The sequence below is a fragment of the Streptomyces sp. SAS_270 genome, from assembly GCF_052543295.1.
In genome coordinates, this window is record NZ_JBMNDS010000065.1 from 1 (window position 1) to 26,090 (window position 26,090).

Here is a 26,090-nt window from a genome sequence, read left to right on the forward strand (position 1 = left end):
GCAACTGCGGCTGCTGCAGACGGTGGTGGCGGTCGCAGCCGAGAAGAACTCCACCCTCGTCCTGCCCTTCCCGGTGGAGCTGCTGCGCTTCCTGGAGCGGGCCCAGCAGGCCGCGCCGCAGTCCGGCCCTCAGCAGTCGGCGCAGCAACCGGGACAGGGCCCCCTGCGGGCGGTGCCGGAGGCTCAGGAACCGACGCGGGAGGCCGAGCAATCGGTGCAGGAGCAACTGCCGCCGCGTGCACCGCGGTTGGATTCGGACCCCGATGCATCGAAATTCGGACAGGACTAGACCTCGCGGGCGGCGCGGTGCGTAAGTGCTCCCGGGCGTTTGCAGTGCGAACCCACCGGGGGTGACCACCCGGTAGGGCCCGCGCGGGGGGCGTACGCCCGTGGTCGCATGCTCGTCCTGAAGTCGACCTTGTGTGCCCCCTGTGCGCCTCGGAATAGTGGGCGCCGAACCGTTGGCATGAACGCGGCTTTTTTTGTGTGCCGCCTTCATGCCCGTACGCCTTCCGGTCCTGGGGGTCCCCACAACCTCCCGGGCCGCCCCCCACAGGAGGACGTAAGTTGAAGCACCGACGTATACCCAAGCGCCGTGCAGTCGCGGTAGGTGCGGGCATCGCCGCACTGGTCGCCGCGGGCGTCACCTTCCAGACTGCGAACGCCAGTGAGGCGCCGAAGAGTTCGGCGCCCGAGACGCTCTCGATCGCGGCGGCCGGAAAGCTCGCCTCGACCCTCGGCAAGGACCTCGGCGCCGACGCGGCGGGAACGTATTACGACGCGAAGGCGAAGCATCTCGTCGTGAACGTGCTCGACGAGGACGCGGCGAGCGCCGTCGAGGCGGCCGGCGCCAAGGCCAGAGTCGTCGAGAACTCCCTGGCCGAGCTGAAGAGCACCCGTGCGACGCTCCGGCAGGACGCGACCATCCCCGGCACCTCGTGGGCGACCGACCCGGAGACCAACAAGGTCGTCGTCACCGCGGACCGCACCGTCTCCGCGGCCGAGTGGGCCAAGCTCACCAAGGTCGTCGACGGCCTCGGCGCCACCACCGAACTCCAGCGCACGAAGGGGGAGTTCAAGCCCTTCATCGCGGGCGGTGACGCCATCAGCGGCTCCGGCGGGCGCTGCTCGCTCGGCTTCAACGTGGTCAAGGGCGGCCAGCCGTACTTCATCACCGCCGGGCACTGCACCGAGGCGATCTCCACCTGGTCGGACTCCAGCGGCAACCAGATCGGCACGAACGAGCAGTCCAGCTTCCCGGACAACGACTTCGGCCTGGTCAAGTACACCTCCGACACCGCCCACCCGAGCGAGGTCGACCTCTACAACGGCTCCAGCCAGGCGATCACCAAGGCGGGCGACGCCACCGTCGGCATGAAGGTGACCCGCAGCGGCTCCACGACCCAGGTGCACGACGGCACGGTCAAGGGCCTGGACGCCACCGTGAACTACGGCAACGGCGACGTCGTCAACGGGCTCATCCAGACCGACGTCTGCGCCGAGCCGGGCGACAGCGGCGGCTCGCTCTTCGCCGGTGACACCGCGATCGGCCTCACCTCCGGTGGCAGTGGCGACTGCACCGCGGGCGGCGAGACCTTCTTCCAGCCGGTCACCGAGGCGCTCTCGGCCTTCGGCGCCCAGATCGGCTGACGGACTCACCGACCCGGCAGAGCACCGGCTCCCGGGAATTCCCCGGGCCGCGGTGCTCCGGTCCCGCCCCCGCGCAGGCTGCGGGGGCGGGATTCTTTCCGGCGACGAACGCCGGCCTCAGACGGTCTCGCGCCTTCTGCGCAGCGAGGCCGCCGCCAGCGTGATGCCGGTTCCGGCGACCGCCCATGCGGAGAGGACCAGCAGCGAGGCGGTGACGTCGTTGCCCTTGAAGTACGCGATCGAGCGAGCCGTCCAGGTGCCCGCGCCCGGCGGCAGGGCCGGGCCGATCGCCCGCCAGAACGGCGGCAGCATCGGCAGCGGGAAGGCGCCGCCCGCGCTCGGGTTGCCCGCGATGACGATCAGCAGGATGGCCAGGCCGATGCCGACGATCCCGAAGACGCCCTGCAGGGCGAGGGTGGCCGCGCCGACGGCGAAGATGACCAGGGCGCCCAGGCCCCAGAGGGCGCAGACGCTGCCGGGCAGGGCGTCGAGGATCGGCCCGACGATGACCGCGCCGCCGATTCCGCCGATGACCGCGATGAGCGCCATCACCACCAGCCGGATCACCGCGCGGAGCGGGTTGGCGGGCCTGGCGCCGCTGCTGATCGCCAGGATCGAGGCGGAGAGGTAGCCGCCCACGCACCAGCCCACGACCAGGTAGAAGGACGAGAGTCCGTCGAAGTCCTGGGAGGAGGCCGGGGCCACGTCGATGGTCCGCACCGTGCGCCGTTCGGTCTTCTCCAGCGTGGTCATGAGCGTGTCCAGGGCATGGGCGAGGGCGCTGCCGCCACCGGAGGCGACCAGGAGCGTGTCGGTGGTGCCCGCCGGGTTGATCACCAGGGCGCCGTCGATGTCACGGTTCATGATCTGCTTCCGCGCCGTGGCGGCGTCGGTGACCGCCCGCGGGTCCAGCGGCTTGCCCGGGATCTGCTTCAGCCGGGTCACGGCCTGCTCGGCGGCCACCTGAGGCGCGACGACTCCGAAGGGCACGTCCTTGAGCTTCGGGTGGTGCAGGGCGCCCACGTAGGAGGCGATGAAGAGCAGCTGCAGGGCGATCGCACCGATGACGAGCAGGGTGGCCCGCGGGGTGACCGCCCCCTTCACCTCGGCGAGGAAGGACGTGCGCGGGGTGTCGGCGTCGGCTGTCTGCGTCATGACCCCACGGTCCGGTCCGGGTGGTGTTCGTGCAGGTGGGACGGGTCCGAATGGATGTCGTACAACAGTTCGAAAATTGGTCTATGGTGGGGGTGGGAATGTTGGGAACGAATGTTCGAAGACTCGGCGGGGCTCGCCGGTGAGCCCCTGGGACTGGAGGTGCGTGTGCCGGGTTTCACGCATCTGCACACCGCCTCCGGGTTCTCCCTGCGATACGGCGCCTCGCACCCGGAGCGCCTCGCCGAGCGCGCCTCCGGGCAGGGCATGGACGCCCTCGCACTCACCGACCGGGACACCCTCGCGGGCACGGTCCGGTTCGCCAAGGCCTGCGCGAAGGCGGGCATCCGTCCGCTGTTCGGGGCGGAGCTCGCGGTGCAGGAATCCGGGCGCGGGGAGCGCGGGGTGCCCGCCGAGGGGCAGAAGCGGCGCACCCCGGTCCGTGGCGGCGCCTTCGTCGATGAGTCCACGCCCCGCGTGACCTTCCTTGCCCGGGACGGCGCGGCCGGCTGGGCCGACCTCTGCAGAATCGTTACGGCGGCGCATGCCGGCGAGGGCGAGGGCCCACCGCTGCTGCCCTGGCCGGACAACCACGCCGAAGGCCTGACCGTGCTGCTCGGCCCCTCCTCCGATGTCGGCCGCGCCCTCGCCGCGGGCCGCCCCGACCGGGCCGCGAGGCTGCTCGCACCCTGGCGGGAGATCTACGGCGACGCCCTGCGCCTCGAAGCCGTCTGGCACGGGCGCACGGGCACCGGTCCCGGTTCGCTGCGGCTCGCCGCCCGCACCGTCGGCTTCGCCGCCGAGCAGCGGGTGCGGCCCGTGCTCGGCAACGCCGTCCGGTACGCCGACCCCGGCATGGGCCCGGTCGCCGACGTCCTGGACGCCGCCCGTCGCCTCGTTCCCGTCGACCCCCGCCGCGAGCTGGACTCCGGCGAGGCATGGCTCAAGGACGCGACCGCCATGTTGGGCGCCGCCGAACGGATCGTCGAGGCCGCGGGCTACCGCCGCGACACCGCCCACCGTCTGCTCGAACAGACCGAGGCCACGGCCGCCGAGTGCCTCGTCGACCCCGAGGACGACCTCGGCATCGGCACCGTCCACTTCCCCGAACCGCACCTCGTCGGCGCCGGCCGGCGCACCGCCCAGCGCGCCCTGGCCTCCCGGGCCGCGGCGGGCATGGTGCTGCGCGGCTACACCGGCCGGCGTGCGTACTGGGAGCGGATGCACCGCGAACTGGACATCATCGCCCACCACGACTTCGCCTCCTACTTCCTGACGGTCGCTCAGGTCGTGGACGACGTACGGAAGATGGGCATCCGGGTCGCCGCACGCGGTTCCGGCGCGGGTTCCCTCGTCAACCACCTCCTCGGCATCGCGCACGCCGACCCCGTCGAGCACGGGCTGCTGATGGAGCGCTTCCTGTCCGAGCGTCGCTCCGTGCTGCCCGACATCGACATCGACGTGGAGTCCGCGCGCCGCCTGGAGGTGTACCGCGCGATCATCGGCCGGTTCGGCACCGAACGGGTCGCGACCGTCGCGATGCCCGAGACGTACCGTGTCCGCCACGCGATCCGTGACGTGGGCGCCGCCCTCTCCCTGGACCCGGCCGACATCGACCGGATCGCCAAGTCCTTCCCGCACATCCGGGCCCGCGACGCCCGCGCGGCGATGGACGAACTGCCCGAACTCCGGGCTCTCGCAGGGGAGAAGGAGAAGTACGGACGGCTGTGGGAGCTGGTCGAGGCACTCGACGCCCTCCCGCGCGGCGTCGCCATGCACCCGTGCGGGGTCCTCCTCTCCGACGCTTCTCTCCTCGCCCGTACGCCGGTGATGCCGACCAGCGGCGAGGGGTTTCCCATGGCGCAGTTCGACAAGGAGGACGTAGAGGACCTCGGGCTGCTCAAGCTGGATGTGCTCGGCGTGCGGATGCAGTCCGCGATGGCGCACGCGGTGGCCGAGGTGGAGCGGGCTACGGGGGTCTCCCCGGACCTGGACGCGGTGCCGCCGGGCGACCCGGCGACGTACCGGCTCATCCGGTCCACCGAGACGTTGGGCTGCTTCCAGATCGAGTCGCCGGGCCAGCGGGACCTGGTCGGGCGCCTTCAGCCCGCTACCTTCCACGACCTCGTCGTCGACATCTCGCTCTTCCGGCCGGGCCCGGTCGCCGCCGACATGGTGCGGCCGTTCATCGAGGCACGGCACGGCCGGGCGCCCGTGCGCTACCCGCACCCGGACCTGGAGAAGCCGCTGAAGGAGACGTACGGAGTCGTCGTCTTCCACGAGCAGATCATCGACATCATCGACATCATGACCGGCTGCGGGCGCGGCGAGGCGGACCGTGCGCGACGCGGGCTGTCCGACCCGGAGTCGCAGGGGCGGATCCGCTTCTGGTTCGCGCAGAACGCGGCCGTGCGCGGGTACGACGCGGAGACCATCGCGCGCACCTGGGAGATCGTCGAGGCCTTCGGGTCGTACGGCTTCTGCAAGGCGCACGCGGTCGCCTTCGCCGTACCGACCTACCAGTCGGCGTGGCTGAAGGCCCATCACCCGGCCGCGTTCTACGCGGGGTTGCTCACGCACGACCCCGGGATGTACCCGAAGCGGCTGCTGCTGGCGGACGCGCGGCGGCGCGGGGTGCCGGTGCTGCCGTTGGACGTGAACCGGTCGGCGGTCGCCCACCGTATCGAACTGGTGTCTGAATCGGTTGATGCTCCTGGCCGATGGGGCGTGCGGCTGGCGCTCTCCGACGTGCACGGCATCAGCGAGGCCGAGGCGGCGCGGATCGCGGACGGGCAGCCGTACGCCTCGCTGCTCGACTTCTGGGAGCGGGCCCGGCCGAGCCGGCCGCTCGCGCAGCGGCTCGCCCAGGTCGGCGCACTGGACGCGTTCGGCGCCAACCGCCGTGACCTGCAACTGCACCTGACCGAACTGCACCGGGGTGCGCGCGGCGCTCGCGGGGGCCAACTCCCGCTGTCCGGCGGCCGGAAGACCGCCTCGGCCGGGCTGCCCGACCTCTCCTCGGCGGAGAAACTCAGCGCCGAGCTGGGCGTGCTCTCCATGGACGCCTCGCGCAACCTGATGGACGACCACCGGGAGTTCCTGGACGAGTTGGGCGTGGTGACGGCCCGTCGGCTGCGCGCGGCGCGGCACGGCGAGACGGTCCTTGTCGCGGGCGCCAAGGCGGCCACCCAGACCCCGCCGATCCGCTCCGGCAAGCGGGTCATCTTCAGCACGCTGGACGACGGCACCGGCCTGGTCGACCTCGCCTTCTTCGACGACTCGCACGACGCCTGTGCCCACACCGTCTTCCACTCCTGGCTGCTGCTGGTGCGCGGTGTCGTCCAGCGCCGCGGCCCGCGCAGCCTCAGCGTGGTGGGCGCGGCCGCCTGGAACCTCGCCGAACTCGTCGAACTGCGCGCCGAGGGCGGCATCGACCTGGTGGCGGCGCGGCTCGCGGAGCCGGTACCGGAACCGGAGCAGGCAGAGGCGAAGGAGAGCAGGCAGATCCGTATGTCCACGGGGTATGTGATGCACCCCTGGGCCGATCTGCGCCCCGCGGGTGAAGGGCCCGCGGGCGGAAAGAAGCTGTGGCACCAGAGTCCGGGGAGTGCGGGATGACCATCCTCTGCGTACGTTTCCAACTGCCTCCGACGCGGGAGGCCGTCCTGCCTCAACTCCTCGGCCTCCTGGAGGAGTTCACGCCCGTCGTCGAGGCGCTGCCGCCCGATGGCGCACTGGTGGACCTGCGGGGCGCCGAACGGTACTTCGGGCGGGGGACCGTGGAGTTCGCCTCGCTGATCCGGGTGCGGGCGCTGGCCAGATACGGCATCGACTGTGTGATCGGCGCCGGGCCGGGACCGATGCTCGCGCGGATGGCCCTGCGTGCGTCCGCCCCCGGCATGACCTGCGTGGTGCCCGAAGAGCCGGGCGCCGTCGCGGAGTTCCTCGCCGAGCGGCCCGTCGCCACCCTGCCCGGAGTAGGCTCCGCCACCGCCCGCACCCTGTGCGAGTACGGCCTCGACACCCTCGGCAAGGTCGCCGCCGCACCTCTGTCCACCCTGCAACGCCTCACCGGCGCGCGCACCGGCCGCGAACTGCACGAGAAGGCGTCCGGCATCGACCGCGGCCGCGTCGTACCGAACGCCACCTCGCGCGCTCTCGCCACCGAACGCCCCTTCAACCACGACGAGTTGGACCCGGACCGGCACCGTCGTGCGCTGCTCTCCGCCGCCGAGGAACTGGGCACCCGGCTGCGCGCCCTGGAGAAGGTCTGCCGCACCCTGACCCTCACCGTGCGCTACGCCGACCGGTCTGCGACCACCCGCAGCCGCACCCTCAAGGAACCGACCGCCCACTCCTCGGCGCTCACCGCCACGGCGTACCGCATGTACGAGGCACTCGGCCTGCAGCGCGCCCGGGTCCGCTCGATCGCCCTGCGCGCAGAGGGGCTGGGCCCCGCCGATCAGGCCTCCCACCAGCTCACCTTCGACCCGGTGGACGAGAAGGTCCGCAGAATCGAGGAGGTCGCGGACCGGGCGCGGGCGAAGTTCGGCCCGCATGTGATCGTGCCGGGGACGCTGGCCGCGTGATCTGCCGGCGGCTCCGGATCAGTTGGCCCACGGCGGAACGATCCGGGTGCCGTCGGCCAGCTCCGCCTCCAGGCCGATGGACGTGGTGACCCAGGAGATCGCGGTCTCCCCGGTCGGGTTCTCGACGCCGAAGGTCGCGCCGGGGTTGATGATCACCGTGTCGCCCGCGATGATGCGCTCGGTGCGGCCGTCGAGCGTGATCAGCAGCTCGCCGCCGAGCAGGTGGAAGATCTCCTCACGGTTGACGGTGTGCAGGGGGGCCTTCGTTCCGGCCGGGATCTCGCCGCGCCAGGCGCACAGCTCCTTGCTGCCGCTGAGAGGGGTGGCGTACGAGACGAAACGGGCGCCGTGGATCTCGTGGGTGACGGCTTCGGACGAATGGACGATGGGCAAGGTTTTCTCCTCGGAAAGTAGTCAAGCAGCTTGACTATGTCGCTCTATAGTCAAGCTGCTTGACCACTGTGTCAAGGGTGTTTCAATGCTCCCGTGCAGAATTCCGAGGCCCTGGCCCTGTCCGCAGCCCTGCTCGCCGCCGCCGGCGAGCTGACCCAGCGCATCAACGACGGTGTGGTCGCCCGCGGATTCGAGGGAGTGCGGCCCGCGCACGGCTTCGCGTTCACCCGGCTCGCCCCTGCCGGGGCGACGGTGACCGACCTCGCCGCCCACCTCGGCGTCACCAAGCAGGCCGCGAGTCAGCTCGTCGACGAACTGGTGCGCAAGGGGTACGTCGAACGGCGGCCGCATCCCGATGACGCGCGCGCCCGCCTGCTGGTGCTCACCGACCTCGGCTGGGCCTGCACGCGCGCCGCGGAGGCGGCGGCGGCCGACGCGGTCCGTCCGTGGGTCGAGCTCCTCGGGGAGGGTGAAGTGCGCGTGTTGCGCGATCAGTTGCTGCGCATCGCACCCTATGGTCCTATCAGGCCCGCCTGGTGATGGTTTGTCGGTGCTTGCCCGTGTTCTCGGACGAGTTCAACTCGAACGTAACTAACACTGGAAGTTTTTACTGACGCGTAACTTCACACTTGCACTACTCACTCGTAACTTGACGAGTGAACAGCATCCTCGTGATCCGGATCACAGGGCGTACGCCGTCGCAACTCCCTTGAGCCGCAAGGAGATCACACGATGCTGCCCTGGAAGAGAGCTCTCGGACCGCTGGCCGCCGTACTGCTGGCCGCCGCCGTCACCGCCGTCCCCGCAGCCGCCACCGCGCGAGCCGACTCCGCTCCCAGTACCGGCTGGAACGACTACTCCTGCAAGCCGTCCGCGGCCCACCCCCGCCCCGTCGTCCTCGTGCACGGCACCCTCGGAAACTCCGTCGACAACTGGCTGGCTCTCGCGCCGTACCTGGAGAACCGCGGTTACTGCGTCTTCTCCCTCGACTACGGCCAGCTGCCGAACGTCCCGTTCTTCAACGGCCTCGGTCCCATCGACAAGTCGGCCGGGCAGCTCCAGGTCTTCGTCGACCGGGTGCTGACCGCGACCGGCGCCGCGAAGGCCGACCTCGTGGGCCACTCGCAGGGCGGGATGATGCCCCGCTACTACCTGAAGTTCCTCGGCGGAGCCGCCAAGGTGAACACCCTCGTCGGCATCGCCCCCGACAACCACGGCACCACCCTCTCCGGGCTGGCCAACCTGCTGCCCTACTTCCCGGGCGCCGCGGACGCGCTGTCCTCGGGCGCGCCGGGCCTCGCCGACCAGGTCGCCGGGTCCGCGTTCCTGACCAAGCTCAACGCCGGCGGCGACACCGTCGCGGGTGTCCACTACACGGTCATCGCCACCAAGTACGACGAGGTGGTCACGCCGTACCGCTCGCAGTTCCTCAGCGGATCCGACGTCCACAACGTCCTGCTCCAGGACCTGTGCGCGGTCGATCTCTCCGAGCACGTGACGATCGGGCTCCTCGACCGCGTCGCGTACCACGAGGTGGCGAACGCCCTCGATCCGGCGCACGCGAGCGCGACCAACTGCCTGTCCTAGCCGATTGCCCGGGAAGGGCGCCCGGAGGGGCTGTCCGGCCTGAGCCGCCGGACACCCCCTCCTGTGCTGCCCCCGTCCTAACGGCCGCGGCGGCCGCTCGTCGCGCGGCGCCGGACCGAGGCGAACAACGCCGCGGCACCGACCGCCAGGGCGGCCGCCCCGCCGATCGCGACGTACGGTGTGCTGCCGTCGCCGCCGGTCTCGGCGAGGTTCTCCGAGGCGCCCGCGGCGTCGGGCCGGTTGGCCGCGCCGGGCTTCCCGCTGGGCTTCGCCGACGTACTGGCGTCGGAGTCGCCGTGCCCGTGGTGCTCGACGGTCGACTTGTCGGCACCGGCCTCGATCTGCTCGTCGGAGGGCGCGGAGGCGGTGGGTGCAGGCGCGGAGGACGCGGAGGCGGTGGGCGTGCCGGTGGGCGGGGCGGGGGTGGAACCGGTCGCCGTACCGCCGCCGTTGCTGCCTCCACCGCTCCCGCCGAAGCTGACGTCGGAGCAGGAGTAGAACGCCTCCGGGCTGTCCGAGCGCTGCCAGATGGCGTACAGAAGCTGCTTGCCGGCACGCTCGGGGAGCGTGCCGGAGAAGGTGTAGAAGCCGCCCGACGCAACCGGATCGGTGACCGTCGCGACCGGGTGGTCCAGGTCCAGGTCGGCCCAGGCGAGCTCCTGCGACGGGTCGTAGCCGGTCTTGGTGAGGTAGACCTTGAAGGTCCCCTTGTGCGGGGCGGTCACGCGGTACTTGAAGGTGTACGAGCCACTGCTCACGCCCGTCGCGGGCCAGTCGGCGCGCGCCAGGTCGAGCCCTTTGAACTCGTCGTTGCCGGCGCTGCACAGCTTGCCGTCCGGGATCAGCTCCTGATGCCGGCCGTTCGCGTCGCCGATCCGGATGCCGTTCCAGTCGTAGAGCGCCTGGGTGCCACCCGCCGCGACCGCCGCCTTGCAGGCGGCGGACCCGGGGCTCTCCGGACCCTCCGCGTAACACTGGGCGACCCGGCTGACCGGGTCGCCCATCGAGCCGTGTGCCGCCGCGGGCGCGGCGGCGAGTGCGGTCAGGGCGAGCGGGGCGATGCCGACAGCGGTGACAGCGGCGACCTGGCGGCGTACGGGCATGGGGAACTCCTCGAAACGGCCTCGATGCGTGGGGCGGACCCTGTGGGGGCGATCAGCAAGCTAGCCCCAAGAAACCGTGGAATCGCCTGCTGGAGGCGGGTGATGGAGATCCTTATGGCGCCGTTAAGGCAGAGCTAACTGAGGGCTCAGGCAGCGTGGTCGAAGAGTCGTGCCTCACCAGTGGGGGAGCGGCGCCACCGTCCGTGGTCGTTCGCGGTTGTCCATCGTGGGACGCGTCTGTTGGCTCCCAGGCGGCCCGATGGCCGGCGTCGAGGAATCGGGTGACCATGCGAGCGGCCGGCTCCGGCTTATTGTCACCGAGGGCGGCGGCCCGGCAGCGGTCGGGATCGCAGGTCCAGGAACGCGGAACATAGAGTTCCCGGTCCACTGGGGCGTGCCCGCAGCACCGCCTCGTCGTCGTGCTGATGCTCCACCACGTAGTCACCCACCTCGTCGCGGACCTGGTCGGCATCCCACTTCGCCCTCCCGAGCAGGTGCTGCATGTCGTCCGGGGTCCTGTCCCCGGCCCACTCGGCGATGGTCCAGCAGTTCTTGCGCGGCAGGTCCGGCAACAGGCCGAGTACCAACTTCCGGGCCCGGTGTCGGGATTCGACCCGTGTGAAGCGTCCCGCCATCCGGCTCATCAGGCCCTCGAACGCCTCCTGCCGGCAGGCAGGGTCTACGCTGTGCTCTGCGGCCACCGCATGATCGTTTGTCTTCACACGCCGATGATCAACGGGGGCCGCACCCGTATCCACACCGGGTCAGGTCGCGCAGCTTCTGCCTGCCGTCCTGTGTATCGGAGGGCTTGTGCAACGTGGCGAAGTCTGGTGGGTCCAGTTCGACGAGCGGAGGTTGGTCGTACTCCTGTCAGGAGACGACGCGTCCGGGTTCCAGGTGATGCAGGTCGTCGCTCCGGCGGGCCTCGACATCAGCGGTCTGGGTATCGAAGTGACGGTCGGCGCCGGTGAAGGGCTGCCGCTCGAAGGCGTGCTGCGGCTCGCGTTCCCCCGTCCGGGCTTCACCCCGTGCACGTGGCTGACCACCGTGTCCCGGGACGACCTGATAGAGCGGGCGGCCGTCCTGTCCTCCAGGAAGCTCAGCGAGATCGACGATGCCCTCCGACTCGCTGAACAAGCACAGGAGCGGACCCCGGCAACGACCGCGAAGCTCAGCGAGCTAAGGGACGCCCTCCGTCGCGGTGAACTCGGCTAGACGGAGAAGGAGCCGACGCCCGCGACGGCATGGGCGATCTCGGGCGAGATGATCCACGCTGGACACCTGCCGCCTCGACGCCCCTCACCATCGAGATCACGATCTACGGCCTTCGTGCCCGTCCGGCGGAGCGGAGCGCAGCCGGGTGCTTGATGCCCCGAACCATCCGGAGCGGTGCGATCAGCTTTGGTCTTGTGACTTCTCTGAACCAGTGTCCGTTGCTGAACGCGACCTGAATATGGACCTCTCGGGTGCGACGGACGGTGCTGCTTCCGGGAGGGACACGAAGGGCCAGGACCCGCCGGCATCCCCCGTTCAGTCGCCGATGACGCGCGAGGGACCATGCCCGATGGCAGGCTCGGGAGTGCCTGATCAGTAGCGCAGCACGGGTCGTTGACGCTTCACGCAACGCCGATGAGAGCTGCGTCATGACCCCTCATCACATCTCAGTGTGATGAGCCCGTGCCGCACCATCCCGGATCGCATTCGAAGGGGAGACATGCCCGACGATCAGCCCGATCAACTGGACAGCATCATCAAGAATTCGCGCCCACAAAACGGCGACCCGCCCGAGGCCCTCAAAACCCCGCACAACTATCTCACCTTCGACCGCCTCGGCGACCCGCTGGACGACCCGACCAGCGCCTTCGACACGGGCTCAGACGGGCACGTGGGCGTCAGTGATCCCGACACCGTCCTCGGTGTCGTCGTTCGGAAGGTTGAGCCGACGACGCCGGAGGCAATCGAGTCCGACCTGGCTGAGATGCGGGCGGCCGACGCCAAGGCGGGAACCGACAGTTCGTCGTACATTCCTGACTGGACCGCGGTATCCGTCACGCCGGCCTTGGCGCCCCGAATCGATCCGACCCGGCTGGTACGCCGCAACGGAACACGGGTGCGCCCCGAATGCGTGATCCTGCCGGACAACCGGTCGTCGTACTACCCCAACTCCTATCCGTGGAATTGCGTCGGCCGGCTTTTCGTCTGGACAAACGCATCCAGTCCGGGTTGGGACAATTCAGGAACGGCCGCGCTCCTCGGTACGCGGACGATTCTGACAGCCAGCCACATGGTGCCGTGGGGTTCCTCGAACTGGAAGGCGCTGTTCATCCCCGCCTACTACAACGGGAGCTCGCTCTATGGCTCGTCTGCGGCTTCGTGGGTAACGAACGCCCAGGGATACAGCAACCACTCCCAAGGCGACGACATGGCGGTCATGCGGCTGGCTGCTCCGCTCGGCACCTCGTTCGGCTACTTCGGATGCCGGACGTACAACAGCGCCTGGGAAGACCAAAGCGTCTTCACGCTGCCGGGCTACCCCGGGGACAAGGACAACGCTGAGCGGCCGTGGCTGCACCTGAACTTCCCGATTATCGACGACGACAACGACGGTGCCGGCGTCGAGCTGGAATATCGGGGCGATGCCTACCACGGCCAAAGCGGCGCGCCAGTGTTCGCATGGTTCAACGGGTCACCTGACGTCGTTGGCACCCACTCCGGATGCGAGGACAACCCTGGTGAGCCCATGCAGAACTGTGCCGCCGGCGGATCCGCGCTGACGAACCTGGTGAGTTGGGCACGCAGCACATGGCCGTAGGCCCTACGCGGCACTCGGCCGCAAGTCGAACGGATCCAGGCCGCGGAATTGACGGGCCTCGCGTACCGCCCTCCGCCAGGGATCCTCATGTGGCCGATCCTCCCGACAGGTACCGATGAACAACCAGGGCCCGCCTCGGAGCACGGGGCGGGCCCCGTCCGTGTGCAGCGAGATGCACGATCGCTTTCATCCGCCGTGGCTCAGGCAGGGCGGTTGGGAAGCCTGGTCTCACCTGGGGGCGAGCAGTGGCAGTCGAGCCCCCGTCACCGGATGCGGTGGGTCTTCCAGAAGGGGCCGAGATCCTGGACGGTCATGGACTGGGCGGCCTTCTTGAAGTCGGCGGTGGTGGAGACGCCGTACCAGTGGTCGTGGACGTACCGCTTCAGGAGCCGTGCCATGACGTCGGCGCCGAGGGTGCGTTCCAGGTCGGACAGGGCGCAGGGCCCGGCCGTGTAGACGAGATGGTATTCGCCGCGGTGCTGCGACCAGTAGGCCATCGACGCGGTCAGTGCGGTGCTGTCGTCGGGCCAGTCGTCGTCCGACCAGCAGTCGCGGGTCTCCCAGCCGTGGAAGCGGGCGTTGGCGTACTGGGCGAAGCTCTCGTCCAGCCACGGCGAGGTGTACTCGTCGTTGCCGACGATGCCGTACCACCACTGGTGCGCCACCTCGTGGACGACGGCGCTGCCCTCGTCGGTCGTGCCCAGGAGGACGAGGCCGGGGTATTCCATGCCGCCGCCGAACCCGCTGGTCATCACGAGGTCGATCTCGCCGTACGGATAGCGGCCGAACTCCTGGCCGAACCGGTCGACCGCGGCTGCGGCGTCCGTGCGGGTCGAGCGCACGCCCGCAGCGGATGTGCCGGGCGCCCAGTACGACTTCACGCGCACGCCCCCGGGTGTGGTCTGCGTCGCCGTGCGGAACGGGCCCGCGGCCCACGCGAAGTCCCGCACCCGGTCCGCGACGCTGAGGGTGACCGTACGGCCGGGACCGCCGGGGAAGGTGCGGGTGCGGCCACTCGCGGGCACTCGCAGGGCCGAGGGGTGATCGAGACGGACCCGGAAATCGCCGGTCAGCGCGTAGAAGCTCTCACCGAGGGCCACGTACGGGTCGAGGTGCCACCCCTTCGCGTCGTGCACGGCAAGCACCGGCAGCGCGTTGCCGAGGAAGCGGTAGGCGTCCTCGCGGCCGAAGCGGGCATTGCGGTCGGGCACCGTGATGGAGACATCGAAGGCGAGGGACGTCCGTTCGCCGTGCGCGAGCGGCTTCGGCAGGGCGATGTGCAGGGCCGTGCAATCCACGGCGAGAGGCCCTGGTGTGCCACCACCTACCTTTGACACGGTGACGGGGGAGGGGGCACCGGGCGTGCCGCACTTGTCCTCGCCGTTGCCCCACAGCCGTAGGTACACCTCACGCAGAGGCCGGTCCGACGCGTTGCGGAACGACACCCGCTGCCGTCCCGTCCAGTGACTGCCGTCGGCGTCGGAGCGCAGAGCCACGTCGTAGCGGGCGTGATCGGGCGTCGCCGCGGCCCTGGCCGCTCCCGGCCCGGGCACCGCGCGAGCATCGCTCACACCGGCGCCGACCGAAACGAGCAGCACGAGGAGCACGAGGAACAGGCGACGACGGGACAGGTGCGGCCATGCGATTGACGGCGACATGCCAGCCGATACTGCCACAACTCACCGACGGGAGAACCGACTTGGGCGGATCTTCCTGCCAAGAAGGTCCGACCGGGCAGTGCGCCGGCCATCGCAGGCGAGGGCTCGGGCCAACCGCGATCAGGTAGGTACCGTTCGCCGTATGACAGTCGAGGAGATCCGGCCGGCCGGTGCCGGAGACGTGGCCGCGGTGAAGTCGGTGACCGATGCCGCGTATCAGCCCTACATCGCGCGCATCGGGGTGGTGCCCGTGCCCATGGAGGCGGACCACGCGGCGAACGTGGCCGCCGGACGGGTGTTCGTCACGGGGGAGCCCGTGATCGGCCTGGTGGTGATCGAGGCGTACGAGGACCATCTGTTCCTCGACAGCATCGCCGTGCACCCGGACGCCCACGGCAAGGGCGTGGGGCGACGGCTGCTGGAGTTCGTGGACGCACGCGCGCGTGCGCTCGGTCTGCCCGAGGTCAGGCTCTACACGAACGCGATGATGTGGGAGAACCAGAAGATCTACCCGAAGTACGGCTACGAGGTCGTGGAGCGTCGTGTGGACGGCCCCTACGACCGCATCCACTACCGCAAGCGGCTGGCCGCCTGACGGCTCCACGGCTCGATCAGCCGTCCGGCCACCAGGTGCGCGCGATGTCCTTTCGGACCTCCGGGCGCTCGGCCGGGCGTTCGTCGGCCTCGTCCCGCACACGCCGGGAATCCGACTTCCTCAGGGGCTTCTGCACGGTTACACGGCGCATGGCTGCCTCCTTGTGCCTATCAGAGTTCCGCGATTGCACGGAGATAGACCCTTTCGGTGAGGGTTCCTCATCGGTCGCGGTCTGTCAGTGGCGGCCGTCACGATTCGATTGTCAGTGGCGGGTGTCACTCTGGGGCCCATGACCAGTGACAACGGCATCAACCCGGAAGCGGACGTCGACTGGGACGCGCAGTCCGCCACCTTCGACGACGAGCCGGACCACGGGCTGCGCGACCCCGGCGTGCGCGCGGCCTGGGCGGCCCGGCTGGAGGAGTGGCTGCCCAGAGCCGCGTCCGACGTGCTCGACCTCGGCTGCGGCACCGGCAGCCTGTCACTCCTCGCGTCCGAGCGGGGCCACCATGTCACCGGGGTGGACTTCTCGCCCCGCATGATCGACCTCGCCCGCGCCAAGCTCGCCGGACGTGACGCCGTGTTCCTCGTCGGTGACGCGGCGGCGCCGCCCGTCGGCGAGCAGCGGTTCGACGTGGTCCTCGTGCGCCATGTGCTGTGGGCGCTGCCGGATCCCGCGCGCGTGCTGCGGCAGTGGTGCGGACTCCTGCGTCCCGGAGGGCGGCTCGTCCTGGTCGAGGGCGTCTGGGGCACGGTCAGCCCGGTGGGCGTACCCGCCGACCGGCTCACCGCGCTCCTCGCGCCTCTTGTCGCGGACGTGCGCCTGGAGCGGCTGTCGGACGACGCGCGGCTGTGGGGACGGGAGGTGGCGGACGAGCGGTACGCGGTGGTGGCCGGCCTCAAGGGCCCAGGGTCGCCGTGAGCGGTCAGGCGGACGCCCGCGGGGCCGTCAGCGACTCGAAGCCGCCCTCGTGGGCGAGGCGTTCGAGCGTGTCGAGGGCGTTGTGCGCGGCGGCCGCGGCTTCCGGGTCCGTGGCGGACAGGCCGCTCGCCTCGAACTCGTCCTCGTCCAGACGCAGTACGGCGGTGCCGTCGGCGGAGCGCCACAGGTCCAGGTCGAGGTCCTCGACGACCAGCTCGCCACCGGTGACGGCGGCCGGGCGGGTGATGTCGCAGTACCAGCCCTTCAGCACGCCCTCCGCGTCGCGGACCTCCTTCACGGCGTACCAGCGGTCCCGCCAGTAGTACTCGGTGAAGACATCGCCGGGCTCGAACCGTACGAAGCCGAAGTCGCGGACGCCCTCACCCGCCCACGGCGCGCGGACGGTGATCCTGTTGCCGTCGTCGTCGAGCAGGTCGGCGGGGTAACGGATCTTCGTCCGGCCCGCCTTGACCAGGACGACTTCCAGGACGGCCGCCGCCTCAGGTGCGCGAGGTGACGTGGGTGAGTCAGGTGAGTTCGCGGACATGGCGGACCTCCGTTGCACAGATCTCGTAACCGAACCATTCGTTGATGGCCAGCATCGGCCCGTTGCCCCCGTCGTTGCCGGTGAACGCCTCGGTGAGGCCGGCGGCGCGGGCGCGGTGCAGCGAGTCGTTCTTGGCGAGCTTGGCGAGGCCGCGGCCGCGGTGGGCGCGCGCCGAGCCCGTCATCACGGTGCCGTAGCGGGTGGAGCCGTCGGTGCGGGCCGCGCTGAACGCGGCGGGCCGGCCGTCGACGACCGCGACCGAGGTCAGCTCCGCGTTGAACAGGGGATGCTTCCAGGTCTCCAGGAGCCACGCCTCGTAGTCCGTGAACTCCTGGGCCACGTCGCTCGGTTCGTCGGCCATCGCCTCGGCGTCCAGGAGGAACAGCGGGTGCGGGTCGTCGGCGAAGTCCGAGCCACTGCGCAGTTCCACGCCCGCCGGGGGCTCCTGGAGGGGCGGCAGCACGCCGTTCGCCAGGTCCAGGCGGAGGAAGTGCGCGGAGCGGCTCGGGCGGTAGCCGCGACGTCCGGCGAAGGCGCGGTTTCCGGGGGAGTCCAGGACCCAGGCGAAGAGCTTCGTCGCGGAGAGCGCGGCCAGCCGCCGCTCGGCGGTGGCGACCAGGAGCGCGCCGGCGCCGCGGCCGGTCCGCTCCGGGTGCACATACACGTTGACGTAGCCCTGGCCCGGCTCCGGGCTGTCATGGGCGAGGCCCACCTGCGCCGTGCCGATGATCTCGCCGTCGGCCTCGGCGACCAGCGGTCGGTAGTGCGCGTCGGGGTGGGCGTGAAGCACGTCGTAGGCGACGGACTCCGGGGTGTGCAGCATGAAGGGGAGGACCAGGTGGCGGACGCGGGTGAAGCCCTCGGCGTCCTGCCGGTCGTGAGGGCGGAGGTCACGAACGATCACAGTCATGGATGCGCACGTTACGTGCGGGGAGCGCGCGGGCGCCCCTCAATTTCGCGGCGGGCCGCGGCACTTCGCCAAGGCGGCGCAGCGGGTCATTTCCCCGGAGGTACGGGAGAATCGCCCCGTGACTCTGAAGATCGACATCCAAGAGGGGGCCGCGCCGTACGAGCAGGTGCGCGCCCAGATTTCCGAGCAGGCCCGGTCCGGTGCGCTGCCCGTCGGCTACAAGCTGCCCACCGTGCGAGGGCTGGCCGAGGAGCTGGGCCTCGCCGCGAACACGGTCGCCAAGGCGTACCGCGCTCTGGAGACGGACGGGGTGATCGAGACGAGGGGACGCAACGGCACGTTCGTGGCCGCCGCGGGTTCGGCCGCCGAGCGCGAGGCGGCGACCGCCGCGCAGGGCTATGCCGAGCGCGTGCGTCGCCTCGGACTCGGCGAGTCGGACGCGCTTGCCGCGGTGCGGGACGCCCTGCGGGCGGCGTACGGGGAGTAGGGCGCTTGTGACGAGTCCTGAAGCGGCCCTCGGGGTGGAACGGGCGGGTCCGGAGAGGCGGCCGGCGCCTCGCGAGGTGCCCGGTGGCGGGCGGACTGGCCGCTCGGCGCCCGGCCAGGAGCCATCAGAAGCGCCTCAGGGCCGGACCAGGGCCCGGTTGCTGTGGGCACCACCCTCGGAGGACCCGGTCTCGTCGGGTGCGGCACCGTTGGATGCCGCGGCGGTGGTTGATCGCCGTCGCGGCAGGACAGAAGGGGAGCCGTCCCTCACAGATACAAGCCCGCGTCCGCCCCCTCGCGAGGATCCGGCACCGACGTCGGCTGCGTACCGCGGCGCAGCGCGTACAGCTCCGCCAGGGTCGCGCCCTCGCGGCCGACGCCCTCCTCCGTGCCGAGCCAGTTCACGGCCTCGCGGCGGGTCAGCGCGCCCACCTCGATGCGGGCGAGACAGCGGCCGGGGCGGACGACGGCGGGGTGCAGACGCTCCAGGTCCTCGTTGGTGGTGACGCCCACGAGGACGTTGCGGCCCTGGCCGAGCAGACCGTCCGTGAGGTTGAGCAACCGCGACAGGGCCTGGCCCGCCGTGTGCTTGGCCTCGCCGCGGATCAGCTCGTCGCAGTCCTCCAGGAGGAGCAGCCGCCAGCGGCCCTTGCCCGTGCCGTCGTCCTCGCCGATCGCGATGTCCATCAGATAGCCGACGTCGGAGAAGAGCCGCTCCGGGTCGAGGACGCAGTCCACCTGGCACCAGTCCCGCCACGAGCGCGCCAGCGTGCGCAGCGCCGACGTCTTGCCGGTGCCCGGAGGGCCGTGCAGCAGCAGGAGCCGGCCGGCGATGTCCTCGGGGGTCGTCTTCATCAGGTGGTCCATCGCGTCGGCCACCGGCGCCGTGTAGTTGGACCGGACCTCGTCCCACGTGCCCGCCGAGATCTGGCGGGTGGTGCGGTGCGGGCCGCGCCTCGGCGAGACGTACCAGAACCCCATCGTGACGTTCTCCGGCTGCGGTTCGGGCTCGTCCGCCGCGCCGTCCGTGGCCTGGTCGAGGACCTTCTCGGCGAGCTCGGCGCTGGTGGCCGTCACCGTGATGTCGGCGCCGCGGTTCCAGCGCGAGACCAGCAGCGTCCAGCCGTCGCCCTCGGCGAGCGTGGCGCTGCGGTCGTCGTCGCGGGCCGAGCGCAGCACACGGGCGCCGGACGGCAGGAGGGTGGCCCCGGACCGTACCCGGTCGATGTTCGCCGCGTGCGAGTGCGGCTGCTCGCCCGTCGCGAAGCGGCCGAGGAACAGCGCGTCGACGACATCCGACGGCGAGTCGCTGTCGTCGACGTTGAGCCGGATCGGCAGAGCGTCGTGTGGGTTCGCAGACATGTCGCCATGATCTGTCACCAAGGGAACCTCCGCATGGAATTTCCACAGCCCGCCCGTCCGCGGTGTTCTTCGAAGGCGTCCTTCGAGGCGTGTCCCGGCCAAACGGCTCCCGGCCAAAGGCCCCGGGGGGCCGGCTTCCGGAAAATGTGGCACGGCTGTGCACCGACGAGGCCTGTCCTACGGCCGATACTCGCCGATACTGTTGCCCTTGATGGGACGTCATGGGTGGAATTCGGGGGCACTGCGGTGGCGGCTCACCGCGCTGCTCGGCGTAGGGGTGGCCGCTCTGGCGCTGGTGGTGACGTTGCTCAACACCCTGCCCGGAGACAGTTCGAGCAACGCGGGCACCACCCGCGACGGCGACAAGGTGCACGGCACCCCGGTGGTGCCGTCCGGCACGCCGAAACCCGAGGTGGGCTGGGGCTTCACGCACACCCAGTACAGCGCCGACGAGGGCAGCTCCGCCGCGACCGAACGCGTCGAGGGGCTGCTCAAGGGGAAGGGGCTGCCGCAGATCCAGCACATCATGGGCTGGGGCTCCGACAACCCCGAACCGGTCAAGGGACGCTACGACTTCGAGGACATGGACCGCCGGATCGACTTCATCCGCAAGTCCGGCGGCACCCCGGTCGTCACCCTGTGCTGCGCGCCGGACTGGATGAAGGGCGGCAAGGCCGGCGCCGGCAACACCGACTGGAGCCAGCAGGCGCTGGAGACCGCCCCGGACCGCGCCCACTACAAGGACTTCGCCGCGCTCGCCGCGACCGTCGCCAAGCGCTATCCGGACGTACGCCACTTCGTCGTCTGGAACGAGTTCAAGGGCTTCTGGAACAACAGCGAGGCCCGCTGGGACTACGAGGGCTACACCCAGCTCTACAACCTGGTCTACAAGGCGCTCAAGAACGTCGACAAGGACATCATGGTCGGCGGCCCGTACCTGGTCATGGACAGCGTCGACCCGCGCTCGGACGACGCCTCCAAGACCTTCAAGGGGCCCTGGGGCGCCATGGACCAGCGGATCCTGGACGCCTTCGACTACTGGAACAAGAACAAGGCCGGCGCCGACTTCGTCGTCGTGGACGGCTCCAGCTACACCAACGACGACGAACTGCTGCCCGACGAGTTCGGGGCCACCGACAAGCTCACCGCGGTCGGCAAGTGGGTGCGCGCGCAGACCCGCGACCTGCCGCTGTGGTGGGCGGAGTACTACGTCGAGCCCGCCGACGGCAACGACGACCGCAAGGGCTGGTCCGAGACCCGCCGAGTCGCCGTCCAGGCCTCCGGAATGATCGCCATGGTCAAGGGCGGCGCCTCCTCCGGCTTCTACTGGAACCCGGAGGACGAGAAGGGCTCCGGCTGCGCGGGCTGCATGTGGACGCCGACCTCCGCGGCGGACGGCGGCAAGCCGCTCGCGATGTACGACCTGATCTCCCGCTTCAGCCAGGAGTTCCCGCCGGGCACCGGGTACCGGACCGTGTCGGTCGCCGCGGACGACGTGCCCAACGTGCGCGTGCTCGCCACCGACAAGGCCGTTCTGGTCGTGAACACCCTGGACCGGTCGATCAGCGCGAAGGTCGACGGAAAGCGGTTCGAGATGCAGGCGTACGGGGTGAAGTGGCTCCGGCGCTGAGCCGCTTCACTCCGTTCGGGTTGCCGTCCCCCAGCCCTACTTCATCGACAGGAACCGCTGCACGAGCGACGCCAGCAGCACCGCCAGCAGGGGCAGCGAGAACCAGAAGGTGCTCTGCAGCCACCGCAACTGCCGCACGCTCGGCCGCAACGCGACCCGTACGATCTCGCGGGCCGTCAGCATCAGGATGAGCGCGATCGCCGCGAGACCGCCGACCACGGACCACGGTGTCCATGTCACCTGGGGTCCGATCGGGCCTGGTTCGGCCTTCGGGACCTTTCCGGCGGGCTGCTTGCGCAGGGCGTACATCGTGACGTCGTCGTTGACGAGGACCTTCTTCAGTTCCTTCCGGGCGTCGAGGTTGCGCACGAGCCGGGAGTCCCAGCTCGCCGAGTAGCCTATGTCCATCTGCAGATAGACCACCTGACTGCGGTTGATCATCAGATACGAGTTCGGGCCGGCGTCCTTGAGCGCCTTGACCAGCCCCGACACCAGCACCGGGTCGGCCGGCGCCAGCGTCGGCACGTACTGCACCTTCTCCATGTCCCGCGCCCCCCACGGCATCGCGGGCGTCACGTTGTCGAGGGTGTCGTTGCTCATCCACAGCAGGCGCACGGTCGGATCGTCGTGCGCGTACACGTAGTTCATGGCGGTGACCTCGCCGGGGCGGATCCGCTCGAAGGGCTCGTTGCCCCAACGGGCCACCAGGAAGCCGCCCATCAGGATCAGTCCCGCCATCAGCGCGGCCACGGGAGCCAGGCTGATGCGGTCCTTCTCCCGTTCCTTCGCGGTGACTCCGGTGCGCGGGAACAGGGCGAGACCGGTGAGCAGCGCCGCGCCGGGGAGGGCGAACATGAAGACGCGCAGGGCCATTTCGCCGCCGTACGACTGCATGCCGAAGCCCAGGAACGGCACGAAGGTGAGGACGAGCAGCGACCGCTCGCGGTACTTGTGGTCGCGCCGCCGCCACCAGCCCCAGCAGGCGAAGGCCATCACGCCGCCGGCGAGCAGCACGCGCGTGTAGAGGACGAGTTTGTGGGTCGAACTGCCGCCCTGGATACGGCCGGAGACGGAGGTCGACACATTGCTGCCGACCCCGCCGACCCCGCCGAACAGGTCGTCGAAGTGCCCCGACCAGTACGGCTCGGCCATGAAGCCGACCCAGACGGCCACCAGTACGGCGAACAGGACGGGCAGGCCGCGCAGTTCGGAGCGGCCGACCAGGACGAGGACCGCGAGGACGCCCAGCATCACGAACGGCGTGAGCTGGTGGGCCGGTACGGTCGCGGCGAACAGCCCTATCAGGACCATGAGGAGCACGGCCCGCTGGCGCCGGTTGCTCGGCTCGACCTCCGCCTCACCGGGCCGCCGCTTCGTCCACAGCACGCGCGGGGCCCGGAACCAGACGAGCAGGATCGCCACGAAGGCCAGATAGAGAAGGTACGTGAAGCCCTGCGGGGAGAAGTAGTCCTGGCCGACCCAGCCGCTGAGCACGAAGATCCAGATGCCGGTCCACTTGGCGCGCCAGCTCGCCCGCATCGAGCGCACCAGGAGGAACAGCGGGGCCAGGTACAGCAGTTGGATGGCCAGCGGCCACCAGCGGATGACCTCGGTGAGGTCGGTGACACCGCAGGCCTTGGCGAAGAACGCGGCCGCGGCGAAGAAGCCCGGCCAGCTCCAGCGCGCGTCGAGATCGGGCACGGCCGAGCCGGTCCGGTCGATGTAGTCCATGAAGCCGAGGTGCTGCCACGCGGTCGCGAACCGCGGCTCGGTCTCGATCACGGCGGGCAGCGCGTGCAGCGACACCACGGTCGCCAGCAGCGTGATGAGCAGAAGTCCCTTGTGCTCGCGGGCCGTCCACAGCAGCGCGGCGAAGACCGTGATCAGCAGAGCGGCCCCGACCAGGGTCGGCAGGGGGAGCACGGAGATCAGTCCGAGCCCGCCCATCCGGTCGAGGTCGGACTCGCCGAGGCCCAGTACGGGCACCCAGTAGAGCAGCAGCGCGGCCGTCAGCAGACAGCCGAGGACCACACCCGGCCGGGTGGGGTGCCGCAGACGCTCCCGCAGGGACTGCGGCGGCTCGGGTGCGCCGAGGACGAGCGGGGACTCCTCCGCCTCTGTGGAGGATGCCGCGGTCTCCCTTACGGGCGTGATCTCCCGCAGCGCCGACTCCTGCGGGCTGAACGGCGCGTCCACCTCCGGCACTTCGACCGGTCCCAGCGAGGCCTCCGAGCCGGGCTCGCGCGCTTCGACGGGCAGGCCCAGCAAGGGTTCCCGTTCGAGCGGCGGCACCGGTTTCAGCGCCCAGGTCGGCCGGTGGTCGGGCCGCGCCCGGGGCGTTCCGGCGGGAGGGGTCCCGGGGCCCGGGCGGACGTCGGGGCGGCGCTCCTGGTGGTCGAAGTCGACGTGGATGCCGAGCGCGATGGTGTCCGAGTCGAGGGCCCAGGCGGGCCCCCGCTTCGGTTCGCGGGTCTTCGAGGCGGGGACCTCGCGCGCCCCCAGGTCGGCGAGGTCCCCGTCGGGGGCCGCGGCCTCGGGCACCGCGGCGGGTACGGCCCTGATCGTCCTGTAGAGCTTCGGCGCCGCGATCGCGACGATCACCGCGAGGCTGGAGATCTCCGCGACGCCCGCGCCGGTCAGTCCCATGCGGGGCAGCAGCAGCACGGTCAGCCCGAGCACAAGAGCGCACAGCAGGCCTTGGAGATAGGCGAGTCCTGAGGTGCGGCTCTGCGCGCGCAGCACCGCGAAGTAGGTCTCCATGACGACCCGCAGCAGCGCGCCGACGGCGAACCAGCGCAGCAGCGGCGTGGCCGCGTCGGCGTACCCCTGTCCGAAGACGTGCAGGATGAACGGCGCCCCGACGAACAGCCCGCCGCACACCGGCAGCATGATCCGGGCCATCCTCCGGAGCGCCGCCCGGGTGTTGGCGGCGAGCTGAGCCGGGTCGTGCGAGCCCTCGACGGTGAGCGAGGCGCCCATGTTGATGGCGAGCAGGTTGACCGTGCCGCCGATCGTGGTGGTGATGTAGAAGTACGCGTTGTCGGTGGAGCTGACCTGCGAGGCCACGAGCACCGGAACGAGGTAGACCACGGCGAGCGAGAACAGCGAGCCGGTGTAGTCGCCCGCGAGGAACCGCCCGATCTCCTTGAGAGTGGGCGGCTTCGCGTGCTCCTCGGTCGCCTTGATGTGCCGGGGCACCAGCCGCCGGAAGACCAGAAAGCCGAGCGGGACCACCGACATCGCGATCGCGGCGACCCAGGACACGAAGACGCCCGTGGTGGGGATCGCGGCGGCCAGGGCGACCAGCAGCACCAGCTTCACCGCGGAGAACACGGTGTTGCCCACCGGCACCCACAGCGCGCTGCGCAGCCCGGTCAGCACCCCGTCCTGCAGCGTGAGCAGCGACCAGGCGGCGACGGCGAGGATGAAGCCGAGGCCGTTGAGCGGTCCGTGCAGGAAGCGGTACGAGGGTCCCCACAGGTCGAGGGTGAGCAGGAAGATCACGGCGGCCACCGCCACGATCACCGAACTACCCGCGTACGTACGGAAGATGAGCCGTCCCGTGTGGCGGCCCGCGACCGGGATGAAGCGGGCCAGGGCGCCCGTCAGGGTGACCGCGGTCAGCCCCGCGAGGAGCTTCATCGCGGCGATCGCGGCGGAGCCCTGCCCGACCGCGTCCTCGGTGTAGTAGCGCGCCGCGACCAGCCAGTACCCGAGCCCGAGCACCGCGGAGATGCCGGTGTTGAGCATCAGCGCGTACGCGTTGCGGAACAGTTGGTTGCCTCCGGCGCCCTTGCCCCGGCCGGGCAGCCGGAGGCGGCGCCCCGACTGCTGCTCGGGCGCCTCGGGCGCGGGCGACTCTGCCTGGGCTGTGGTCGTGTCAGACACGGGAACGGATGGCCTTTCGGCGGACCTGTCGTGCTCTTCGGATCAACGCGTACCCCTTGGTGAGGACGCGGTCCCTGGCGAAGTTCCGGGCGATCGCGCGGCCTTCGACCAACCGCTCGAACTCCTCGATGCCGGTCGTACGGCGCACGGTGACCCGTTGCAGTGCGTACGGGCCCTGTCGGCGGCGCGCCAGACCGTTGCCGACGGCGAGCGACTGGGTGAAGCCCGTCTCGCGCACCGTGCGCCGCACCCGGCGGCTGGAGTAGCCGTAGGGGTAGGCGAACGAGGCGGGCCGGGTGCCGAGTTCGTCGGCGATGATCTCCCTGCAGCGCAGCAGTTCGAAGCGGAGCGCGTCGTCGTCGAGCTGGTCGAGCTGCGGGTGCGTGTGGCTGTGCCCGCCGATCTCGACCTGCTCGCCGGCGAGTGCGCGCACCTGGTCCCAGTCGAGCATCGTGTCGAGGCCGCCGCCGGTGTCGTATGCGCCGCGCAGCCAGCCCGTCGAGACGAACAGGGTGGAGGCGAAGCCGTGCTTGGCGAGGACCGGCAGCGCGTGCCGGTGCACGCCTTCGTAGCCGTCGTCGAAGGTGATGAGGACGGGGCGCGGCGGCAGCGGGCCGCCCGAGCGCCAGCTCGCCGCCAGCGTCGCCGTGTTCACCGGGGTGAACCCCTGGTCGGCCAGCAGTGTCAGCTGCTCCGCGAACGCCTCGGGCGCGACGGACAGGGCCCGGGTGGCGTCGTTCGGTGCGGTCGCCACGGAGTGGTACATGAGGATGGGCACGGGGGCGTTCATCGGACACCCCCGTGCA

Annotated in this window: 21 protein-coding genes and 2 pseudogenes; 12 read left to right on the forward strand and 11 right to left on the reverse strand. The window is 70.7% G+C overall.

What is annotated here, in order from left to right; all coding sequences use genetic code 11:
* Together ACN6LB_RS32895 and ACN6LB_RS32900 are read left to right on the forward strand one after the other, a co-directional pair.
* Positions 1–289 (forward strand): annotated as a pseudogene (locus ACN6LB_RS32895) (slipin family protein); the annotation flags it as partial.
* 278 nt (positions 290–567) lie between these two features.
* Entirely contained in the window at positions 568–1,650 is a 1,083-nt protein-coding gene (locus ACN6LB_RS32900) for a S1 family peptidase (RefSeq protein ID WP_445029032.1), read from the forward strand.
* A gap of 117 nt (positions 1,651–1,767) precedes the next feature.
* On the opposite strand, the gene ACN6LB_RS32905 is transcribed toward ACN6LB_RS32900, so the two are convergent.
* Positions 1,768–2,805, reverse strand: a complete 1,038-nt coding sequence (locus tag ACN6LB_RS32905) for a DUF3533 domain-containing protein (RefSeq protein WP_445029033.1) — start codon at positions 2,803–2,805, stop codon at positions 1,768–1,770.
* 165 nt (positions 2,806–2,970) lie between these two features.
* Between ACN6LB_RS32905 and ACN6LB_RS32910 the strand changes: the two genes are divergently transcribed.
* Positions 2,971–6,420 carry a DNA polymerase III subunit alpha gene (locus ACN6LB_RS32910; RefSeq protein WP_445029068.1) on the forward strand — a complete coding sequence of 1,150 codons (3,450 nt, stop codon included), beginning with the start codon at positions 2,971–2,973 and terminating at the stop codon, positions 6,418–6,420.
* The gene (locus ACN6LB_RS32915; protein ID WP_445029034.1) at positions 6,417–7,391 is read left to right on the forward strand and encodes a DNA polymerase Y family protein; all 975 of its coding nucleotides are present in this window, start codon (positions 6,417–6,419) and stop codon (positions 7,389–7,391) included. Before ACN6LB_RS32910 ends, ACN6LB_RS32915 begins: the two co-directional genes overlap by 4 nt.
* A gap of 18 nt (positions 7,392–7,409) precedes the next feature.
* Here ACN6LB_RS32915 and ACN6LB_RS32920 read toward each other — a convergent pair whose 3' ends face one another.
* The gene (locus tag ACN6LB_RS32920; protein WP_445029035.1) at positions 7,410–7,784 is read right to left on the reverse strand and encodes a cupin domain-containing protein; all 375 of its coding nucleotides are present in this window, start codon (positions 7,782–7,784) and stop codon (positions 7,410–7,412) included.
* A gap of 93 nt (positions 7,785–7,877) precedes the next feature.
* On the opposite strand from ACN6LB_RS32920, the gene ACN6LB_RS32925 reads away from it, so the two are divergent.
* Positions 7,878–8,324, forward strand: coding sequence for a MarR family winged helix-turn-helix transcriptional regulator (locus tag ACN6LB_RS32925; RefSeq protein ID WP_356140590.1), 447 nt, complete (start codon positions 7,878–7,880; stop codon positions 8,322–8,324).
* 192 nt (positions 8,325–8,516) lie between these two features.
* Complete coding sequence (locus ACN6LB_RS32930; RefSeq protein ID WP_445029036.1) at positions 8,517–9,371, forward strand: esterase/lipase family protein; 855 nt, start codon at positions 8,517–8,519, stop codon at positions 9,369–9,371.
* 77 nt (positions 9,372–9,448) lie between these two features.
* Here the strand turns inward: ACN6LB_RS32930 and ACN6LB_RS32935 are convergent, their stop codons facing one another.
* The gene (locus ACN6LB_RS32935) at positions 9,449–10,474 is read right to left on the reverse strand and encodes a lytic polysaccharide monooxygenase auxiliary activity family 9 protein (RefSeq protein WP_445029037.1); all 1,026 of its coding nucleotides are present in this window, start codon (positions 10,472–10,474) and stop codon (positions 9,449–9,451) included.
* A gap of 202 nt (positions 10,475–10,676) precedes the next feature.
* Positions 10,677–11,175 (reverse strand): annotated as a pseudogene (locus ACN6LB_RS32940) (transposase); the annotation flags it as partial.
* Between the two features lie 109 nt (positions 11,176–11,284).
* Between ACN6LB_RS32940 and ACN6LB_RS32945 the strand changes: the two are divergent.
* Together ACN6LB_RS32945 and ACN6LB_RS32950 are read left to right on the forward strand one after the other, a co-directional pair.
* Entirely contained in the window at positions 11,285–11,689 is a 405-nt protein-coding gene (locus ACN6LB_RS32945; RefSeq protein ID WP_079422987.1) for a type II toxin-antitoxin system PemK/MazF family toxin, read from the forward strand.
* Between the two features lie 499 nt (positions 11,690–12,188).
* On the forward strand, positions 12,189–13,286 hold the full coding sequence (locus ACN6LB_RS32950; protein ID WP_445029038.1) for a trypsin-like serine peptidase: 1,098 nt from the start codon (positions 12,189–12,191) through the stop codon (positions 13,284–13,286).
* Positions 13,287–13,549: 263 nt separating this feature from the next.
* Here the strand turns inward: ACN6LB_RS32950 and ACN6LB_RS32955 are convergent, their stop codons facing one another.
* Complete coding sequence (locus ACN6LB_RS32955) at positions 13,550–14,944, reverse strand: M1 family metallopeptidase (protein ID WP_445029039.1); 1,395 nt, start codon at positions 14,942–14,944, stop codon at positions 13,550–13,552.
* Positions 14,945–15,086: 142 nt separating this feature from the next.
* Between ACN6LB_RS32955 and ACN6LB_RS32960 the strand changes: the two genes are divergently transcribed.
* Complete coding sequence (locus ACN6LB_RS32960) at positions 15,087–15,539, forward strand: GNAT family N-acetyltransferase (protein WP_445029040.1); 453 nt, start codon at positions 15,087–15,089, stop codon at positions 15,537–15,539.
* Between the two features lie 16 nt (positions 15,540–15,555).
* Here the strand turns inward: ACN6LB_RS32960 and ACN6LB_RS32965 are convergent, their stop codons facing one another.
* Positions 15,556–15,690, reverse strand: coding sequence for a hypothetical protein (locus ACN6LB_RS32965; RefSeq protein ID WP_356140129.1), 135 nt, complete (start codon positions 15,688–15,690; stop codon positions 15,556–15,558).
* Between the two features lie 138 nt (positions 15,691–15,828).
* Between ACN6LB_RS32965 and ACN6LB_RS32970 the strand changes: the two genes are divergently transcribed.
* On the forward strand, positions 15,829–16,461 hold the full coding sequence (locus ACN6LB_RS32970; RefSeq protein WP_445029041.1) for a class I SAM-dependent methyltransferase: 633 nt from the start codon (positions 15,829–15,831) through the stop codon (positions 16,459–16,461).
* 4 nt (positions 16,462–16,465) lie between these two features.
* On the opposite strand, the gene ACN6LB_RS32975 is transcribed toward ACN6LB_RS32970, so the two are convergent.
* Complete coding sequence (locus ACN6LB_RS32975) at positions 16,466–17,008, reverse strand: DUF402 domain-containing protein (protein ID WP_356140127.1); 543 nt, start codon at positions 17,006–17,008, stop codon at positions 16,466–16,468.
* On the reverse strand, positions 16,989–17,918 hold the full coding sequence (locus ACN6LB_RS32980; RefSeq protein ID WP_445029042.1) for a GNAT family N-acetyltransferase: 930 nt from the start codon (positions 17,916–17,918) through the stop codon (positions 16,989–16,991). The genes ACN6LB_RS32975 and ACN6LB_RS32980 overlap by 20 nt, the downstream gene beginning before the upstream one ends.
* Positions 17,919–18,036: 118 nt before the next feature.
* Here ACN6LB_RS32980 and ACN6LB_RS32985 point away from each other — a divergent pair, with 118 nt between their 5' ends.
* Positions 18,037–18,405: a GntR family transcriptional regulator gene (locus ACN6LB_RS32985; RefSeq protein WP_356140125.1), complete on the forward strand. Its 369-nt coding sequence runs from the start codon at positions 18,037–18,039 to the stop codon at positions 18,403–18,405.
* 266 nt (positions 18,406–18,671) lie between these two features.
* Here the strand turns inward: ACN6LB_RS32985 and ACN6LB_RS32990 are convergent, their stop codons facing one another.
* The gene (locus tag ACN6LB_RS32990; protein ID WP_445029043.1) at positions 18,672–19,766 is read right to left on the reverse strand and encodes a DUF5925 domain-containing protein; all 1,095 of its coding nucleotides are present in this window, start codon (positions 19,764–19,766) and stop codon (positions 18,672–18,674) included.
* Between the two features lie 211 nt (positions 19,767–19,977).
* Here ACN6LB_RS32990 and ACN6LB_RS32995 point away from each other — a divergent pair, with 211 nt between their 5' ends.
* Complete coding sequence (locus ACN6LB_RS32995; RefSeq protein WP_445029044.1) at positions 19,978–21,396, forward strand: GH39 family glycosyl hydrolase; 1,419 nt, start codon at positions 19,978–19,980, stop codon at positions 21,394–21,396.
* Between the two features lie 36 nt (positions 21,397–21,432).
* Here ACN6LB_RS32995 and ACN6LB_RS33000 read toward each other — a convergent pair whose 3' ends face one another.
* Together ACN6LB_RS33000 and ACN6LB_RS33005 are read right to left on the reverse strand one after the other, a co-directional pair.
* On the reverse strand, positions 21,433–25,284 hold the full coding sequence (locus ACN6LB_RS33000) for a lipopolysaccharide biosynthesis protein (RefSeq protein ID WP_445029045.1): 3,852 nt from the start codon (positions 25,282–25,284) through the stop codon (positions 21,433–21,435).
* Positions 25,277–26,074, reverse strand: a complete 798-nt coding sequence (locus ACN6LB_RS33005; RefSeq protein WP_445029046.1) for a polysaccharide deacetylase family protein — start codon at positions 26,072–26,074, stop codon at positions 25,277–25,279. The genes ACN6LB_RS33000 and ACN6LB_RS33005 overlap by 8 nt, the downstream gene beginning before the upstream one ends.
* Positions 26,075–26,090 lie beyond the last annotated feature (16 nt).